Source organism: Pontibaca salina, assembly GCF_016307205.1.
Taxonomy (GTDB): domain Bacteria; phylum Pseudomonadota; class Alphaproteobacteria; order Rhodobacterales; family Rhodobacteraceae; genus Pontibaca; species Pontibaca salina.
The window spans coordinates 170,421-186,906 of record NZ_JAEIJD010000003.1; the positions used below are offsets into that span (position 1 = coordinate 170,421).

Consider the following 16,486-nt stretch of genomic DNA (forward strand, 5'->3'; position numbering starts at 1 on the left):
AGGAGCGGCACGAAATGGCGGCGACAGTAATTGACGGCAAAGCGTTTGCGGCAAAGGTGCGCGAACAGGTTGCGGAACATGTGAAGCGGTTGAAAGATGACCACAATATCACGCCGGGTCTGGCGGTCGTGCTGGTGGGCGAAGACCCAGCCTCCGAGGTCTATGTCCGCTCCAAGGGTAAGATGACCGTTGAGGTCGGCATGAAATCGGTCGAGCACAAGCTGGCCGCCGACACATCCGAAGCCGAGTTGCTGGCCCTGATCGACCAGCTGAACAACGATCCCGAAATTCACGGCATTCTCGTGCAGCTGCCCCTGCCCGACCATCTGGACGAGGATCTGGTGATCAATTCTCTGGATCCGGCCAAGGATGTGGACGGGTTTCATATCTCGAACGTGGGCCTGCTGGGCACCGGTCAGAAAAGCATGGTGCCTTGCACGCCGCTGGGCTGTCTGATGATGCTGCGTGATCATCACGGTTCAATCTCGGGGATGAATGCCGTCGTGGTTGGTCGCTCGAACATTGTCGGCAAACCAATGGCACAACTGCTGCTGGGCGACAGCTGCACCGTGACCATTGCGCATAGCCGTACCAAGGATCTGCCCGAAGTCGTGCGCGGCGCCGATATCGTCGTAGCGGCGGTGGGCCGCCCGGAGATGGTGCAAGGCGACTGGATCAAACCCGGTGCAACGGTCATCGACGTCGGCATCAACCGGATCGAACGTGACGGCAAGAAAAAACTGGTCGGCGATGCCGATTACGAAAGCTGCGCCGAGGTGGCTGGTGCCATCACACCGGTGCCGGGCGGCGTCGGACCGATGACCATCGCCTGTCTGTTGGCCAATACGCTTACCGCTTGCTGCCGCGCCAATGGGCTGGACGAGCCCGAAGGCTTGACTGCGTGAGGGATGAAATGACGCACGATCATCGTTTGCTCAAAGGCTCCGCCGTTCGCGATCGCATCCTGAGCGAGGCCAGGGCCTATGTCGACGCCGCCGGAGGCTCGGAGCAGATCGGACGGCTGGTGTCGATCAGCATTGGCGAAAACCCCGAGGTCGGCGTCTATGTCCGAAACCAGGCTCGCGGCGCACTTGCCGCGGGCCTTCGCTTTGACCAGCAGCTTTGGGGCGATGAGGTCAGCCAGGACGAATGTAAACAACTGATCCTGGAGATGAATGATGATCCCAACGTGCTTGGGATTATTCTGCAACGGCCGGTGCCCGACCATATCAATGTCCGCTCGCTGCAATCTGCGATCCATCCGCTGAAGGATGTCGAAGGCATGAACCCGTCTTCGATCGGTAATATCGTCTATTCTGATGTCGCCCTCGCCCCTTGTACGGCGGCGGCGTCGGTCGAGATGATTAAGGAAACCGGTCTGGATCTTGAGGGTCTTGAGGTGGTGATGATCGGCCACTCCGAGATCGTCGGTAAGCCAGCCGCTTTTCTTCTCATGGCCGAAGGCGCGACGGTGACGGTCTGTCACCACATGACCCGGTCGCTGGCGATGCATTCGCGCCGTGCCGATGTGGTCGTTGTGGCCGTGGGCAAACCGAATCTGATCGGCCCCGACATGATCAAGCCCGGTGCGGCTGTGATCGACATCGGAATCAACCAGATCACCTCGGACAGCGGCAAGACCAAGATTGTCGGGGATGTCGATACCGATGCGGTTCTGGAGGTCGCCGGATGGGTGACACCGGTTCCCGGCGGCGTCGGTCCGGTCACGGTTGCGATCCTCATGCGCAATGCAACGGTCGCCCATCAACGCCAAAAAGCTGCTGGCTGGCTGGACTAAAGTGCTTGCCGGATCGTCTTCGATCCGGCACTCAAATCACAAACTGCGCAAGCGTCTCGTCGTTGGTGATGTCGGTATAGGTGAAACCCGCCGCATCCAGATCGGCGAACAGGCGCACGAAGTTTTCAGGCTTGACGGTCTCGATACCGATCAACACCGACCCGAAATTTCGCGCCGATTTCTTGAGATATTCGAAACGCGCGATATCGTCATTCGGGCCAAGGATCTTTAGAAATTCCTTCAATGCGCCAGGCCGTTGCGGCATGCGCAGGATGAAGTATTTCTTGACGCCCTCATAGCGCAGCGCGCGTTCCTTTACCTCGGGCAAGCGCTCGAAGTCAAAGTTGCCGCCTGACGTAACGCAGACCACACGTTTGCCCCGGATCCGCTCGCGCAGATCACCCAAGGCCTCGATCGATAATGCGCCCGCAGGCTCCAGTACGATACCTTCGATATTCAGCATCTCGATGATGGTGGTACAAATCCGGTCTTCGGACAGAACCAGCGCATCTTCCAGCGGCACATCCCGCAACAACTCGAATGGCCGCGCACCGATCTTTCCCACAGCGGCCCCGTCCACGAACGTGTTGACATGATCCAGCATCACCGGATGCCCCGCCTCAAGCGCCGCGTGCAGACAGGCACCGCCGCACGGTTCAACGAATATCGGGTGCGCCCGTCCTGCAAACCATGTTGCGACACCCGAAGACATGCCGCCGCCACCCACGGGTAAGACCACCATATCGGGCGCGCTCCCCAATTCGGCTTCGATCTCTAACGCAAGGGTCGCCTGCCCCTCGATCACATCATTGTCGTCAAAGGGCGCAAGAAAATAGCCGTCGTTCTCGGCACACCATGTTTGGGCGGCTTGGAGGGTGTGATCAAAATAGTCACCGACAAGGTGGATCTCGATATGTTCGCCACCAAATGTTCGAGTCTTGTGGATCTTCTGCTGCGGCGTGGTGACCGGCATGAATATCACGCCCCTCACCCCAAAATGCCGACACATGAATGCCACGCCTTGGGCGTGATTCCCCGCACTCGCACAGACAAACAGTTTCTGCTTGGGCTGTTTGCGCATTGCATTCAGGGCGCCGCGCAACTTGTAAGAACGCACCGGCCCAAGGTCTTCGCGCTTCAACCAGATATCCGCATCGAACCGCGCCGACAGATGTGCGTTGCGTTGCAGGGGTGTCGCGGGGAAAACCGCGCGCATTGCTGTTTCCGCCGCGCGGACGTTATCGTGAAAATCGCTCATTTTCCCTCTCTGCCGCAGCTTGACGCCCGGCGCAAGCGCAGCTTGCTTGCCCCGGTCCGCAAAACCCGCTAGTTCGCACCCGACCCACGCACAAGGAGCGTTTGCGATGTCCGCACCCAAAAAAGTCGTCCTTGCCTATTCCGGCGGGCTGGATACCTCGATCATCCTTAAATGGTTGCAGACCGAATACGGGTGCGAGGTGGTGACTTTCACCGCCGATCTGGGCCAGGGCGAAGAACTGGAACCAGCGCGCCAAAAGGCGGAACTTCTTGGCATCAAGCCCGAGAATATCTTCATCAAAGATCTGCGCGAGGAATTCGTCCGCGATTTCGTGTTCCCGATGTTCCGCGCCAACGCGGTTTACGAAGGCCTGTACCTGCTCGGATCGTCAATCGCCCGGCCCTTGATTTCCAAACACCTGATCGAGATTGCCGAGAAAACCGGCGCCGATGCAGTCTCTCACGGGGCCACCGGCAAGGGCAATGATCAGGTCCGCTTTGAACTGGCGGCCTATGCACTGAACCCAGATATTCAGGTGATTGCACCGTGGCGCGAATGGGATCTGACCAGCCGCACGCGACTGCTGGAATTTGCCGAAAAGAATCAGATTCCGATCGCGAAAGACAAGCGCGGCGAGGCCCCGTTCTCGGTGGATGCCAACCTGTTGCACACGTCGTCCGAAGGCAAGGTTCTGGAAGATCCCGCCATCGACGCGCCGGATTATGTCTATCAGCGCACGACCAACCCCGAAGACGCGCCAGAGCAGCCTGAATTCATCGAAATCGGCTTTGAGCGGGGCGATGCCGTCAGCATCAATGGCGAGGCGATGAGCCCGGCAACCATCCTGACAAAGCTGAACGAATACGGCGGCAAGCACGGCATTGGCCGGCTGGATCTGGTCGAGGGGCGCTTTGTCGGCATGAAATCGCGCGGAATTTATGAAACCCCGGGTGGGGCTATCCTGCTTGAGGCGCATCGCGGGATCGAACAGATCACGCTGGACAGCGGTGCGGCGCACCTCAAGGATCAGCTGATGCCGCAATATGCCGAACTGATTTATAACGGATTCTGGTACAGCCCCGAACGCGAAATGCTGCAGGCGTTGATCGACAAAAGCCAGGAACATGTAACCGGAACGGTGCGGGTGAAGCTTTACAAGGGCCTTGCGCGGACTGTTGGGCGGTGGTCGGATTATTCGCTGTATTCCGAAGAACACGTAACGTTCGAAGACGACGAAGGTGCCTATGACCAGAAGGACGCCGCCGGATTCATCAAGCTGAACGCACTGCGGTTGCGGCTGCTTGCGATGCGCAACCGCCGACTGCGCTGATGGATGAAGAAACCGACCCTGACCTCTTCATCGAGGCGCAAGATACGGTCTGGCCGAATGTCCTAAAAGAACTGCGGGCCGGGGAAAAGACAACCCATTGGATGTGGTTTGTGTTTCCTCAGCTTGCAGAACTGGGGCAGTCGGACATATCGCAGCTTTATGGTCTCCACGACCTGAGTGAAGCCCGTGCCTATCTGGCCAATCCTACATTGCAGGCCCGCCTTGTCGAAGCCGCTGCGCTGACCCTTGGCCACCCCGACAAATCCGCCCGGCAGATTTTCGGACGGGTCGATGCCGCAAAGCTCTGTTCGTGCATGACCCTGTTCGCTGCGGTGCCGGGGGCACCGGATGTTTTTCAATCGGTGCTGGATCGGTTTTTTGATGGCACCCCCTGCCCCAAGACGATCAAGCTCATCAAGGTCTGACGGCCGGTCACTTCCGCTCACCTGCACGTGACATCAAATGACATTGGCTTGCGCCACGTGAAATTGCAGCGCACCTTTCCTTTGGAAGGGAAGCGCTGATGTCTTTCACCGATAGATTCAAACCCGCGCTACTGGCCATGGGCATCGCGGTTACCCAGATGCTTCCGGGCACAGCGGCCTTGGCCGAAACCGGGATATTGACAGTTGCCGGCGGCTGTTTCTGGTGTGTCGAGGCCGATTTCGAAAAGGTCAAAGGCGTATCCGAGGTTGTTTCGGGCTATACTGGTGGCACCGCCGCCAATCCAACCTATAAACAGGTGACTGCCGGTGGCACCGGCCATTACGAGGCTGTGCAGATCGTCTTTGATCCGTCCGTCATATCGCGCGAGACCTTGCTCTGGCTGTTCTTGCGGTCCGTTGATGGCACCGATGCAGGTGGACAATTTTGCGACCGGGGCGAAAGCTATCGAACGGCAATTTTCGTTGCGACCCCGCAGGAAAAGTCGTTGGCTCAAGCGGCGAAAGAACAGGCCGAAAGCGATTTGGGGCAAAAGATCGTCACACCGATCATCGTAGGAAAACCGTTCTACCGTGCCGAAGATTATCATCAGGATTATTACAAGGGCAATCGCCTGATCCTGACCCGTTTCGGGCCAAAGCGCCAATCCGAAGCCTATAAAGCCTATCGTAATGCCTGCAGACGCGATCAGCGGCTGCGGGAGTTATGGGGTGACGCGGCCCCCTTCGCCGGCGGTTGACCACACTTTTCAGGACAATTCGCTGCCCCGCGCAGACCCCTGCCACGGGTGGCTGTTTATCAATCAGCTCACGCTTCCACAGCGGCAGACTCGCCACAGTTTCGCCTTTCGCCCAAGGGTGCGTATTTGTAAGGTCGCGCTTGATTAGGACCGGGGGTATTTGTGACGAACGTGACGCCGATGATGGCGCAATATCTTGAAATCAAGGCAGATCACGCCGACGCCCTGTTATTTTACCGCATGGGCGATTTCTACGAGATGTTTTTTGACGACGCGGTTGCCGCGGCGCAGGCTCTGGATATTGCCCTGACAAAACGCGGAAAATATAACGGGGCCGATATCCCTATGTGCGGAGTCCCCCACCATTCCGCCGAGGGCTATTTCCTGACCCTGATCCGCAAGGGATTCCGCGTCGCCGTGTGCGAGCAGATGGAAAGCCCCGCCGAGGCCCGCAAACGCGGCTCGAAAGCGGTGGTCAGACGCGAGGTCGTACGTCTCGTGACTCCCGGAACCCTGACCGAAGACGCGCTGCTTGAGGCACGGCGGCATAATTTCCTGGCAGCGTTCTGTACGGTTCGCGACGAACATGCCTTGGCATGGGCCGATATTTCGACCGGCGCTTTTCATGTGATGCCGCTGACCCGCCTGCGGCTGGGGCCCGAACTGGCGCGGCTGGCCCCCTCCGAACTGATCGTCATCGACCGGGACGAAGCGGAAGTCTCTGAAACGGCATCTGATCTGGGTATTCCGGTCACCCCCTTGGCGCGTTCCAGTTTTGACAGTACCGCAGCGGAAAAGCGGCTTTGCGCGCTGTTTTCGGTGACTACTCTGGATGCTTTCGGCAATTTCGGTCGGGCCGAAGTTTCGGCCATGGGCGCGCTGATCGATTATCTGGAAATCACCCAGCGCGGGAAGCTCCCGCTTTTACGCACACCCCAGCGCGAGGCCGTGAACCGCGTCGTGCAAATCGACGTTGCCACGCGGCGCAATCTGGAATTGACGCGCTCGCTGACCGGCGCGCGGGCCGGATCACTTCTGGCGGTGATTGATCGCACCCTGACACCCGGCGGCGCGCGTTTATTAGAGCAACGCCTATCCAGCCCGTCGCGCGCTTTGGATGTCATTCACGCGCGGCTGGCCAGCGTCGATTTCGCCGTGGAGCACAGCCGCTTTGCCACTGACCTGCGCGAGATTCTGCGCAAGACCCCAGACCTGGACCGTGCGCTGTCGCGGCTGTCACTTGACCGGGGCGGCCCGCGCGATCTAGCCGCGATCCGTAACGGTCTGGAACAGGGCACCAATATCGTCGAAATCAGCGCAGCAGAAAAACTGCCCGATCTTCTGGCCGAAGCAATGCGCGGGCTGACTGGGTTTGACGATCTCTCAACGCTGCTTGACTCTGCCTTGGTGGCCGAGCCACCGCTGCTGGCGCGCGATGGCGGCTTCATTGCGCAAGGCTATGACGCAGAGCTTGATGACTCCCGCACCCTACGCGACGAAGGGCGTTCGGTTATTGCCGGGTTGCAACAGCAGTATATCGAACAGACTGGTATTGCGTCGCTGAAAATCAGGCATAACAACGTGCTGGGCTATTTCATCGAGACCACGGCGACCCATGCCCAGAAAATGCAGTCGCCCCCCCTCAGCGAAACCTTCATCCACCGTCAGACCACCGCCAATCAGGTGCGGTTCACAACTGTCGAACTCAGCGAGCTGGAAACCCGAATTCTGAACGCGGGCAATCGCGCGCTTGAGATCGAAAAGCGGCTTTATGAGCGGCTGAAAGCCGCCGTACTAGACTGTGCTGCGCAGATCAGTCAGGCCGCCCGCGCGCTGGCTGAAATTGACCTGACCACCGCGCTGGCCGATCTGGCCTTGGCCGAAAACTGGTGCCGCCCACAGGTTGATGACAGCCGCGCCTTTGCCATTACCGGCGGGCGTCATCCGGTTGTGGAACACAGCCTGCGGCAACAAAGTGGCGCGCCCTTCATCGCCAATGATTGTGATCTCTCTGCCGATAGCGGCGCGGCAATCTGGCTGCTGACCGGGCCGAACATGGCCGGAAAATCGACCTTTCTGCGCCAGAACGCGCTGATCGCCGTATTGGCGCAAATGGGCAGCCACGTGCCCGCAGAATCCGCCCATATCGGCGTGATCAGCCAATTATTCAGCCGTGTTGGCGCCTCCGACGATCTGGCGCGCGGGCGTTCGACTTTCATGGTCGAAATGGTCGAAACTGCGGCGATCCTCAATCAGGCCGATGACCGCGCACTGGTGATCCTTGATGAAATCGGTCGCGGCACGGCCACCTATGACGGTCTCTCAATCGCTTGGGCGACGCTGGAACATCTGCACGAAACCAACCGCAGCCGCGCGCTGTTTGCCACCCATTATCACGAGTTGACCGCACTGGCGGGAAAACTTGAGGGCGTGGACAACGCCACGGTCGCTGTCAAGGAATGGCAAGGCGAGGTGATTTTCCTGCACGAGGTGCGCAAAGGTGCCGCTGACCGATCCTATGGGGTGCAGGTTGCGCAATTGGCCGGGCTGCCCGCATCCGTGGTTGAACGCGCGCGTGTCGTGCTTGAGGCGCTGGAACAGGGTGAGCGCGAAGGCGGCCCGGCGCAAAAGGCGATGATCGACGATTTGCCGCTGTTCTCGGTCGCGCCGCCCCCGCCGCCTGTTAAAGCGTCGCCGCTGACCGCTATGCTAGAACAGATACACCCTGACGAACTGAGCCCGCGCGAGGCGCTGGATCTGGTCTATCAACTCAAGGCAGCGGCCAAGGCCTGACCCGGCCCGATTTTTAGCCTCTTTTGCGCGCCCGCTGGTGTCAGCCAAACGCTGTCGGATCGCAAACCGGTGTGCCCCCTATTTCGGGGCCATCCGCAACGCGCCGTCAAGGCGGATGACCTCGCCATTGAGCATCTGGTTGTCAAAGATATGACGCACAAGCGCCGCATATTCCTCGGGCCGCCCTAGGCGTGCCGGAAACGGGACCGAGGCGCCAAGACTGTCCTGCACCTCTTGCGGCAGCGCCATCAACATCGGCGTTTCGAAAATACCCGGCGCGATTGCCATCACGCGGATCGCGTGGCGCGCCAATTCGCGTGCAGCCGGGAGGGTCAGCGAGGCGACCCCGCCCTTCGAGGCCGCATAGGCCACCTGTCCGATTTGCCCGTCTTGCGCCGCAATCGAGGCGGTATTGACGATCACGCCGCGCGCGCCGGTCTGATCGGGCTCTTGCCCTGCCATCGCTTGGGCTGCAAGGCGCATCATATTGAAAGTGCCCACCAGATTGATCGAAACCGCTTGTGCAAAACTTGCAAGCTGGTGCGGGCCATCGCGACCCACGATCCGTTCACCCGGCGCGATACCAGCGCAATTCACGAGGCCGTCAATACGTCCAAACCGCTGCAATGCTGTATCAACCGCGGCCTGACCATCCGCTTCGCTGGTCACATCGGTGTGCAGAAATAGCGCCGCGTCACCCAGCGCCGCCGCCTGCGCAGCACCGGTCGTAGCGTTCACATCCAGCAATAGGGCTGTGCCGCCATCCGCAACCACCATCGCGGCGACCGCGGCCCCAAGGCCCGAGCCCGCACCGGTAATCAGAACGACGCGATCTTTCAAGCTCATGTTTGTTTCTCCTCAGACGGTCGCACTTGGTGATGCTATCGACAAGCGCATCGTTTGTTCAGGGTGCCTATTTTCTTGTTATGCCCTGTATCATCGAACATTCGGTCCAAAGAGCATACCCTCAAAGCATCGTTAAGGCGTTGATTTTATTGGTGACCCCGGCAGGATTCGAACCTGCAACCTGCCCCTTAGGAGGGGGCTGCTCTATCCAGTTGAGCCACGGGGTCACACTGGGTTTTTCATAAAGCGGTTTTTTTACAATGTCATCGTTTTCTGCATCATGTTGATCACTGATGTGTCTTTGCGATAACGTCGGTGTATCTCCCGTTTCAGAAAGCTCTGCCGTGTCAGAACCAGCCAAAAGACCACTTACATTGCGCGACGTTTCCGAGGCCTCGGGCGTGTCGCAGATGACGGTCAGCCGGGTGCTGCGCAATCGCGGCGACGTGTCGGAAAACACCCGCCTTCGCGTTCTGGCAGCGGCCAAGGCACTGGGATACGTGCCCAACAAGATTGCCGGGGCACTGGCTTCGAACCGGGTGAACCTGATCGCCGTCATTATTCCGTCGCTGTCCAACATGGTGTTCCCCGAGGTCTTGAACGGCATTAACGACCTGCTTGATGACACCGGTCTGCAGCCGGTCGTTGGCGTCACCGATTATCTGGCCGAAAAAGAAGAGCGGGTGCTTTACGAAATGCTCTCGTGGCGTCCATCCGGCATTATCGTTGCCGGCCTGGAACACTCCGATGCCAGCCGCGCCATGCTAAAGGGGGCGGGCATTCCGGTGGTCGAGATCATGGACACCGACGGCAAACCGATTGACGCGATGGTCGGCATCTCACACAGGCGGGCCGGGCAAGAGATGGCGCAAGCGATCCTGCGCTCAGGATACCGGCGCGTCGGCTTCATGGGCACCAAGATGGCGCATGATCACCGCGCCCGTAAACGCTTTGAGGGGTTCACTCAGGCCTTGGCTCGCGAAGGCGTCGAAATTGAAGACCGGGCATTTTATTCAGGGGGGTCAGCTCTGGTCAAAGGGCGTGAAATGACCCGCGAAATGCTCGAGCGTTCGCCCGATCTCGATTTTTTCTATTATTCGAACGATATGATCGGGGCAGGTGGGCTGTTATATCTTCTGGAGCAAGGTATCGACGTGCCGGGACAAGTCGGGTTGGCCGGCTTCAATGGTTTGGACCTGCTGCAAGGACTCCCCCGGCAACTGGCAACAATGGACGCCTGCCGACGGGAGATCGGCCAGCGTGCGGCGCAGATCATCACCGCGCGTCTTGCAGATCCGCCGCAAGAGATAGAAAGCCAAGTCACGTTGGCACCGGTCATCAGCTATGGTCAGACGCTGAAACGGCGTTAGGCATCGGTCGCCTTCAAGGCAGATCCAGAGCCAGCCTGATCACAACCTGACCATAAAAGTACGTCTGCAATGGAACCTTCGATGGCGTCGGGTGTTTGACTCGGCATCCCCTTGTCGCAGAGGGTCGGGTGCCAAGGCCCGGACCGATCTAGGATCTCATTTGTGCACGATAGTCCCGGCACCGACGACCAGCAAGACAATCAGAAAGTGGTCGAAAAAATCGTCGATGACATCGACTCATTGAGCGGCCACGACACGATCCGCGTTCGCGATATGGTCGAAGAACTGGGTCAGGCCACGTTCATTCCGCTGCTCATGGTGCCCGCTCTTCTGGTGATATCGCCACTTAGCGGCATCCCATTATTCTCATCCGTATGCGGGTTGACCATAGCGTTGATCGCTTCGCAGTTGCTTATCGGACGCAAGCGCCTCTGGCTGCCAAATTTTTTGCTGCAGCGGGAAATAAAGGGCACGCGGGCCCATGGCGCGTTGGGCAAGATCCGCAAGCTTGCTAGCTTTCTTGATCGCCATGCCCATCAGCGCCTATCTTTTTTGGTCCGCCCGCCGTTAAACAAGCTCGTGCAAGTGTTGACGATGCTCTGCGGGCTGGCAATGCCGTTTCTGGAATTGCTGCCGTTCTCGTCATCGATTTTAGGCATCTCTGTGGTGCTGTTTTCTGTCGGCTTCCTGACCCGGGATGGAATCTATGTGTTATCCGCCATGATCCTGATCGCGGTGGCTGGTATGATCCCGGCGTTTGCGTTGCTGCACCTTTAAACCACACCCCCCGCTGCAGCTGCAGCGGGGGGTGTTCTTATCGGTGCGCAGAGTGTTGCCAGATTGGCATTACCGGCGCGTCCCTAGTTTATCTGGCCCATTCGTCGACTTCGCGTTCGGCTTCTTCCTTGCTCTTGCCATAACGCTCTTGGATCGTTCCGATCAGCTTGTCGCGATTGCCTTCAATCTTGTCCAGATCGTCGTTGGTAAGCTCGCCCCACTTGGCTTTAGCCTCGCCTTTTATCTGGTTCCATTTCCCTTTGACTTCGTCCCAATTCATGACCTGTTCCTTTCATCGTTCATGTGCCAATCCAACGCATTTTTGGCGTGCGGGTTCCCCCGAAAGCCCGAAGAAGCTGGCGGAAATCCGCCACGCGGAATGCTCAGTAATCATTGGGTTCAGGCAGAAAGCTGGCCACCTTGAAGCGCAGCGCAACCTTATAGATTCCGCCCTCTTCGGTCACGTTCAGATCGCCTTCAAGCTGGGAATTGAACGCTCGGATCAACAGCTTTCCAAGACCTGCGCCATCGGATGGCGATCCGTTCGTGCTGGAGCCTGAAATCGAGTTGCTGACGATCAGACAGGCGTAATCTGGCTCGTCCGCGTAGAGTTCAACCTTGATCCACGGGGTTTCCCCTTTGGGTGCCGACGCGAACTTCATCGCGTTCGTGGTGGCTTCAGACAGCAGCAGCGTTAGCGGCACCGCCTGATCCGGATAGAGAATGGTAGGCTGGATCTCCCGGATCACGCACACCGACAAATCACCCTCGCCCATTTGCGCCAACTCATCCAGAATGGCGTTGGCCAAATCGGTAATATCAAGCGAGCCGAAATTCTGCGTCTGATAAAGCCCCTGGTGGATGCGGGCCAGCCCCAGCACTCGTTGCTGAAGTCGTCGCAGGATATAAATCGTATCGGGATTTTTTGTCTTGCGAAGCTTCATATTCATGATCGACGAGATCAGTTGCAGGTTATTCTTGACCCGGTGGTGGACCTCTTTCAGCAGCACAACCTTTTCATGCATCGCATTTTCCATCTCGGCCTCGTCGCGCAGCAAGGTCTCGGTCATGGACATGAACGCCGCATCGATGTCGCGCAGTTCCTGCGGTTTCTCAGGCGCGTCAAGTGGAACGGGAATGCGCCTTGTCGATGAAAAGTCTCGCATCTGACGCTGCAGGCGACGGATATAGCGGATCACCAATCGCTCCATCGCGACATAAGCCACGATTAACGACACAGCCCACATCAGAATCGGGAAAAACCACGCCGGCAGGACCATTCCCGCTGTGCCCATGTCGTATGATGATCTCTGATAGGCTCCCAACGCATAGACTGAGCCCGGTAGGACCGGGACAACCGCGAACGACCGGCGCTCGCCTTTCCGATTCAGACCGGTGAACGAAAAGGCGCTTTGCCCGACGAAGTTGACCAAGGCGCGGTCACGGGGCAGTTTTTCCTGCGCGCCTTCTAGTCCGCTGCTGGCGGTCAGTACTGTCCCCTTTTCATTGAAGGTGATCAGTTCGACCGGATCGTTGCCTTCGAGCATCCGGTTTGGCGGGTCAAGCACGTTGTGCGGGATCGAGAGGGTCAGCGCTCCGATCACTTTGCCATCCCGAGTCACAGGATCCATTATGCTGATCACCGCACGATCCGATATCGGACTTTTAATGTCGGTATTGACGGTACGTTCCGGTTTCTTCCAGAATTCGACTACGCTGTCCGTCATTTCAAGCGTCAGTGGCGCGCCAGCCGACGAGCAATCGATTGACATATCCGGTCGGAGGAAACCAAAAAAGCTGAACTCGGGATAATGATCCAGAAACCCATGCATCACCCCTGCGCACAGTTCTGGAGTTTCGAGAAGCGCATCAATGGTGGTTTCAGCTAGTGCCAGCGCGCCATAAGCGCTTTGCATGATTTCGCGTTCGCGCCGAGCTGCACGCTCGGTCAATGCCTGAAGCGCAAGTTCTGAGCGCAGCTCGACCTGCATCTTTACTTCGCGCGTCTGAAACAGCGCGATCAGACCGACCGGCAACAGTGCTAGGGAAAGAAACAAAACGACCTTCGCACCCAGCGACCTAAAGGCCCGAACCAGCCGGGCCGGGATCATCGGGACGTGGACCCGCTTGCCGTGATCACGGCCAATGTCGCTTCGTCGGTCAATTCCATCGCTTCATCATCACGCATATGCAACAGTTGGCTCAGCCGTGCGCGCCCACGGTTGGCGCGGCTTTTGATCGTACCTACCGCCACATTGCACATACTGGCAGCTTCTTCATAGGTGAAGCCGGATGCGCCGACCAAAATAAGCGCCTCGCGCTGTTCATCAGGAAGCTGGACAAAGGCGCGGCGAAAATCGGCCATTTGCAAATGTCCATCATGCGATGGTTTGACGGCCAGACTTTCGGTAAATACGTTATCCACATCCTCAACTTCGCGCTTGGCTTTGCGTCGGTTAGAGTAATAGGTGTTGCGTAGAATGGTGAACAACCAGGCGCGCAGGTTGGTGCCGGGTTTGAATTTGGTATCGATATTGGTCCATGCCTTGACTAAAGTATCCTGCACCATGTCGTCGGCAAGCGATCCGTTCCGGGTAAGACTTATCGCAAAGGCCCGCAACGCCGGGATATGCCCAACCAGTTCGTCCTTCGGATTTTTTCCGCTCATTTGATGCTATCATCCTCCTGCTTAGCGCGATCCTGCTGACGCAACTGCGCCAACAGATCACGGAAGCGATCGGGGATTTCATCATCAAGCATTTCTTGATAGACTTTTTTAAGGTTTTCGTCGATCTGCATCTGACTGGTCTTTTTTGCTGAACTTGCCATCTAAACCGCCGCAATTGTCGCCATCTAATATGTGGCCGTCTATTTCATGGGAACCCAACGACGCAAGACGGCGTTAGGTTCCCGCATGGCGAAGATAAATGAGGACAGGTAATGACTAGAAACGAGTCGGGGGATGATCTGGCAACTGCGCTGGGTAGACATCTTCCGTTTTTGCGCCGCTATGGCCGGGCCTTGACGGGGAACCAGAAGTCTGGCGATGCCTATGCCGCCGCCACGTTGGAAGCGATCCTTGAAGATCCGTCAGTTGTGACACCGGATCAGTCGGTTAAAGTATCGTTGTTCCAGATATTCCACGGCATTTGGATCACAACCGGCGCTCCATCCGAAGCATCGGCCGATGGCATTGAGGGGCGCGCTCAAAGCCATATGGCCAAGCTGACCAAGAATACCCGCGAGGCCTTGCTGCTCCACACGATTGAGGAATTCTCCTATCAGGACACGGCCCGCATCATGCAGATTGCGCCGGAAGACGCCGAATTCCTGGTGAATCGCGCCCGAGAGGAGATGTCGGTTTCTATCGCAGGCCGTGTCATGATCATCGAGGATGAGGCAATCATCGCCATGGATCTGGAATCGCTGGTCACCGAGATCGGCCATCAGGTCGTGGGCATCGCGCGAACACGTGACAGCGCCGTCAAACTTGGCAGTGAGGAAAAACCCGATCTGATTCTGGCTGACATTCAGCTTGCCGACAACTCTTCGGGTATCGACGCAGTACATGACTTGCTGGCAACGCTTGGCGATATTCCCGTCATCTTCATAACCGCTTTCCCCGAGCGGCTTTTGACCGGAGAGCGGCCCGAACCGGCATTTCTGATTTCCAAACCCTATTCCGAAGATCAGGTTCGCTCGGCGGTGAGCCAGGCGATGTTCTTTGCCTCGACGGAAACGCTTCGGGCTTAACACAGGGTGAGAGAGCAATCGGGCGGCGTCGCCCGATTGCCTTAAAATGTGACCTCAAGGCGAACGCCCCTTAACAGCACGCACTATCAGCGCCACAACGAACAACACGATAAAGATAAAGAACAGGATCTTGGCAATTCCCGCCGACGCGCTCGCGATACCCCCGAAGCCGAAAACGCCAGCAATTAGTGCTACGATCAGGAAAACAAGTGCCCAATAAAGCATGACGGGGATCCTTTCGGTGTTTACCATCTGGCGGTAAAACCCTTACGTCTTTGGAAAAGTTCCGCTGTTTTTGTATGGAACCCGAATTGCTTGGCAAATGTTACTGAGTGAAGGGGCGCGTCATGCACCCCCAAAGACTTCAAGAAGGAGCCGAACATGGCACGTACCGATACCCCGACCAAAAAAGACCCCTCCGCTGAGGATCTTGCCGAGCAGTTGGAGGCTCTACGGGCAGATGTCAGCAAATTGGCAGCTACCATGACCGATATGGGCCGGGCCAGCGGCGCCAGACTCGGCGAAGCTGCACGCGCGCATGCGGAACGCGCTGGAAATGTGGCGCAAAGCGGTGTCGATGCTGCGCGGGCGCAGGCGCACGAGTGGGAGCAGCAAGCCAATGATTTCGTTACGCGCCAGCCCGCGACCGCACTCGGAATTGCGGCAGGCGTCGGGTTCTTGGTCGGCTTGATCACCGCGCGCCGCTAGGATGTTCGCAAGAGTTGAACAAAAGGTCACTCGGGTCGCCCGGAAGACGGCTTTAGGTACTGGCGCCGCGCTGGCACTGCTGGTCGGCATCGCTTTTCTGACCGCAGCCGCCTGGATCTATATTGCTGCAACCACCGATACATTTATTGCGGCGCTTGTGCTCGGCGCGATTTATCTCGGGCTGGGTTTCGTCCTTTTGGGTCTGGCAAGCTCAAGAGAAAGAGGCGGTTCCGACCCTGCAGGGGTAAAAACGGCACCCGAAACCAATGCTGAAGCACCTTCCAACCTGCCGCCATTGGCGCAGGCCTTCATTTACGGAATAGAAGCGGGTGCCGCCGCAAAACGACGCAAGCCGAAACCATAAATCATTAACCCAACCCTCAACCCCGATAAATCGTCTTATCGGGGCGGAGGTATTTCTAAACGCTATATCCGAAATCGCAACTTACCATCATTGTTGCGCCGCTGCGCGCGGCCCTGCCAGTAACCAGATGATGAAACCCACCAACGGCAGGATCAGGACCAGCAATGTCCACAATACTTTTGCACCGGTCGACGCGCGTGACCCGATGATCGAAACAATTGCCCAGATGTCGAGGGCAAGCACCACCAACCCGCCGATGCCAGCATAATTCTCCATCTTCATTCTCCTTGTCCTATGGCGGGCCAA

The 16,486-nt window shown here is 57.9% G+C and carries 19 protein-coding genes and 1 tRNA gene; 11 read left to right on the forward strand and 9 right to left on the reverse strand.

The genetic code is table 11. The features are described 5' to 3' along the window. The first annotated feature begins 14 nt into the window (after positions 1-14). Positions 15-905 carry a bifunctional methylenetetrahydrofolate dehydrogenase/methenyltetrahydrofolate cyclohydrolase FolD gene (gene folD / locus JAO82_RS05820; RefSeq protein WP_198685420.1) on the forward strand — a complete coding sequence of 297 codons (891 nt, stop codon included), beginning with the start codon at positions 15-17 and terminating at the stop codon, positions 903-905. 8 nt (positions 906-913) lie between these two features. Then, the gene (locus tag JAO82_RS05825) at positions 914-1,798 is read left to right on the forward strand and encodes a bifunctional 5,10-methylenetetrahydrofolate dehydrogenase/5,10-methenyltetrahydrofolate cyclohydrolase (protein ID WP_198685421.1); all 885 of its coding nucleotides are present in this window, start codon (positions 914-916) and stop codon (positions 1,796-1,798) included. Between the two features lie 31 nt (positions 1,799-1,829). Here the strand turns inward: JAO82_RS05825 and ilvA are convergent, their stop codons facing one another. Continuing rightward, a complete protein-coding gene (gene ilvA, locus JAO82_RS05830) occupies positions 1,830-3,056 on the reverse strand; it encodes a threonine ammonia-lyase IlvA (protein WP_198685422.1) in 1,227 nt (408 codons plus the stop codon). A 106-nt stretch (positions 3,057-3,162) separates the two neighbouring features. Between ilvA and JAO82_RS05835 the strand changes: the two genes are divergently transcribed. The 4 genes from JAO82_RS05835 (at position 3,163) to mutS (ending at position 8,362) form a co-directional block, all read left to right on the forward strand. Further along, on the forward strand, positions 3,163-4,386 hold the full coding sequence (locus tag JAO82_RS05835; RefSeq protein ID WP_198685423.1) for an argininosuccinate synthase: 1,224 nt from the start codon (positions 3,163-3,165) through the stop codon (positions 4,384-4,386). After that, on the forward strand, positions 4,386-4,811 hold the full coding sequence (locus JAO82_RS05840; protein WP_198685424.1) for a DUF1810 domain-containing protein: 426 nt from the start codon (positions 4,386-4,388) through the stop codon (positions 4,809-4,811). The genes JAO82_RS05835 and JAO82_RS05840 overlap by 1 nt, the downstream gene beginning before the upstream one ends. Positions 4,812-4,909: 98 nt before the next feature. Continuing rightward, entirely contained in the window at positions 4,910-5,569 is a 660-nt protein-coding gene (gene msrA, locus JAO82_RS05845; RefSeq protein ID WP_198685425.1) for a peptide-methionine (S)-S-oxide reductase MsrA, read from the forward strand. 180 nt (positions 5,570-5,749) lie between these two features. Beyond that, entirely contained in the window at positions 5,750-8,362 is a 2,613-nt protein-coding gene (gene mutS / locus JAO82_RS05850) for a DNA mismatch repair protein MutS (protein WP_198685550.1), read from the forward strand. A gap of 78 nt (positions 8,363-8,440) precedes the next feature. On the opposite strand, the gene JAO82_RS05855 is transcribed toward mutS, so the two are convergent. Further along, positions 8,441-9,208 carry an SDR family NAD(P)-dependent oxidoreductase gene (locus tag JAO82_RS05855; RefSeq protein ID WP_198685426.1) on the reverse strand — a complete coding sequence of 256 codons (768 nt, stop codon included), beginning with the start codon at positions 9,206-9,208 and terminating at the stop codon, positions 8,441-8,443. 150 nt (positions 9,209-9,358) lie between these two features. Next, positions 9,359-9,435: transfer RNA gene (locus tag JAO82_RS05860), tRNA-Arg, on the reverse strand. A gap of 66 nt (positions 9,436-9,501) precedes the next feature. Here JAO82_RS05860 and JAO82_RS05865 point away from each other — a divergent pair. Continuing rightward, entirely contained in the window at positions 9,502-10,578 is a 1,077-nt protein-coding gene (locus JAO82_RS05865; RefSeq protein WP_232897258.1) for a LacI family DNA-binding transcriptional regulator, read from the forward strand. Between the two features lie 207 nt (positions 10,579-10,785). Next, positions 10,786-11,355, forward strand: coding sequence for an exopolysaccharide biosynthesis protein (locus tag JAO82_RS05870; protein ID WP_332872499.1), 570 nt, complete (start codon positions 10,786-10,788; stop codon positions 11,353-11,355). 88 nt (positions 11,356-11,443) lie between these two features. On the opposite strand, the gene JAO82_RS05875 is transcribed toward JAO82_RS05870, so the two are convergent. The 4 genes from JAO82_RS05875 to JAO82_RS05890 all read right to left on the reverse strand — a co-directional run bounded on the left by JAO82_RS05875 (position 11,444) and on the right by JAO82_RS05890 (position 14,154). Further along, entirely contained in the window at positions 11,444-11,635 is a 192-nt protein-coding gene (locus JAO82_RS05875) for a CsbD family protein (protein WP_198685429.1), read from the reverse strand. A gap of 103 nt (positions 11,636-11,738) precedes the next feature. Beyond that, complete coding sequence (locus JAO82_RS05880; protein WP_198685430.1) at positions 11,739-13,466, reverse strand: sensor histidine kinase; 1,728 nt, start codon at positions 13,464-13,466, stop codon at positions 11,739-11,741. Further along, positions 13,463-14,023: an RNA polymerase sigma factor gene (locus tag JAO82_RS05885; RefSeq protein WP_198685431.1), complete on the reverse strand. Its 561-nt coding sequence runs from the start codon at positions 14,021-14,023 to the stop codon at positions 13,463-13,465. Before JAO82_RS05885 ends, JAO82_RS05880 begins: the two co-directional genes overlap by 4 nt. Then, the gene (locus tag JAO82_RS05890; RefSeq protein WP_332872493.1) at positions 14,020-14,154 is read right to left on the reverse strand and encodes a NepR family anti-sigma factor; all 135 of its coding nucleotides are present in this window, start codon (positions 14,152-14,154) and stop codon (positions 14,020-14,022) included. Before JAO82_RS05890 ends, JAO82_RS05885 begins: the two co-directional genes overlap by 4 nt. A gap of 141 nt (positions 14,155-14,295) precedes the next feature. Here JAO82_RS05890 and JAO82_RS05895 point away from each other — a divergent pair, with 141 nt between their 5' ends. Continuing rightward, complete coding sequence (locus tag JAO82_RS05895; protein WP_198685433.1) at positions 14,296-15,108, forward strand: response regulator; 813 nt, start codon at positions 14,296-14,298, stop codon at positions 15,106-15,108. Positions 15,109-15,162: 54 nt separating this feature from the next. On the opposite strand, the gene JAO82_RS05900 is transcribed toward JAO82_RS05895, so the two are convergent. Next, complete coding sequence (locus JAO82_RS05900) at positions 15,163-15,333, reverse strand: DUF1328 domain-containing protein (RefSeq protein WP_198685434.1); 171 nt, start codon at positions 15,331-15,333, stop codon at positions 15,163-15,165. Between the two features lie 156 nt (positions 15,334-15,489). Here JAO82_RS05900 and JAO82_RS05905 point away from each other — a divergent pair, with 156 nt between their 5' ends. Together JAO82_RS05905 and JAO82_RS05910 are read left to right on the forward strand one after the other, a co-directional pair. Further along, positions 15,490-15,816 carry a DUF883 family protein gene (locus tag JAO82_RS05905; RefSeq protein WP_198685435.1) on the forward strand — a complete coding sequence of 109 codons (327 nt, stop codon included), beginning with the start codon at positions 15,490-15,492 and terminating at the stop codon, positions 15,814-15,816. Position 15,817: 1 nt separating this feature from the next. Further along, positions 15,818-16,180 (forward strand): phage holin family protein, encoded by a 363-nt coding sequence (locus JAO82_RS05910; RefSeq protein ID WP_198685436.1) that lies wholly within the window; start codon positions 15,818-15,820, stop codon positions 16,178-16,180. A gap of 87 nt (positions 16,181-16,267) precedes the next feature. On the opposite strand, the gene JAO82_RS05915 is transcribed toward JAO82_RS05910, so the two are convergent. Further along, the gene (locus tag JAO82_RS05915) at positions 16,268-16,456 is read right to left on the reverse strand and encodes a PLD nuclease N-terminal domain-containing protein (protein ID WP_198685437.1); all 189 of its coding nucleotides are present in this window, start codon (positions 16,454-16,456) and stop codon (positions 16,268-16,270) included. Positions 16,457-16,486: the final 30 nt, after the last annotated feature.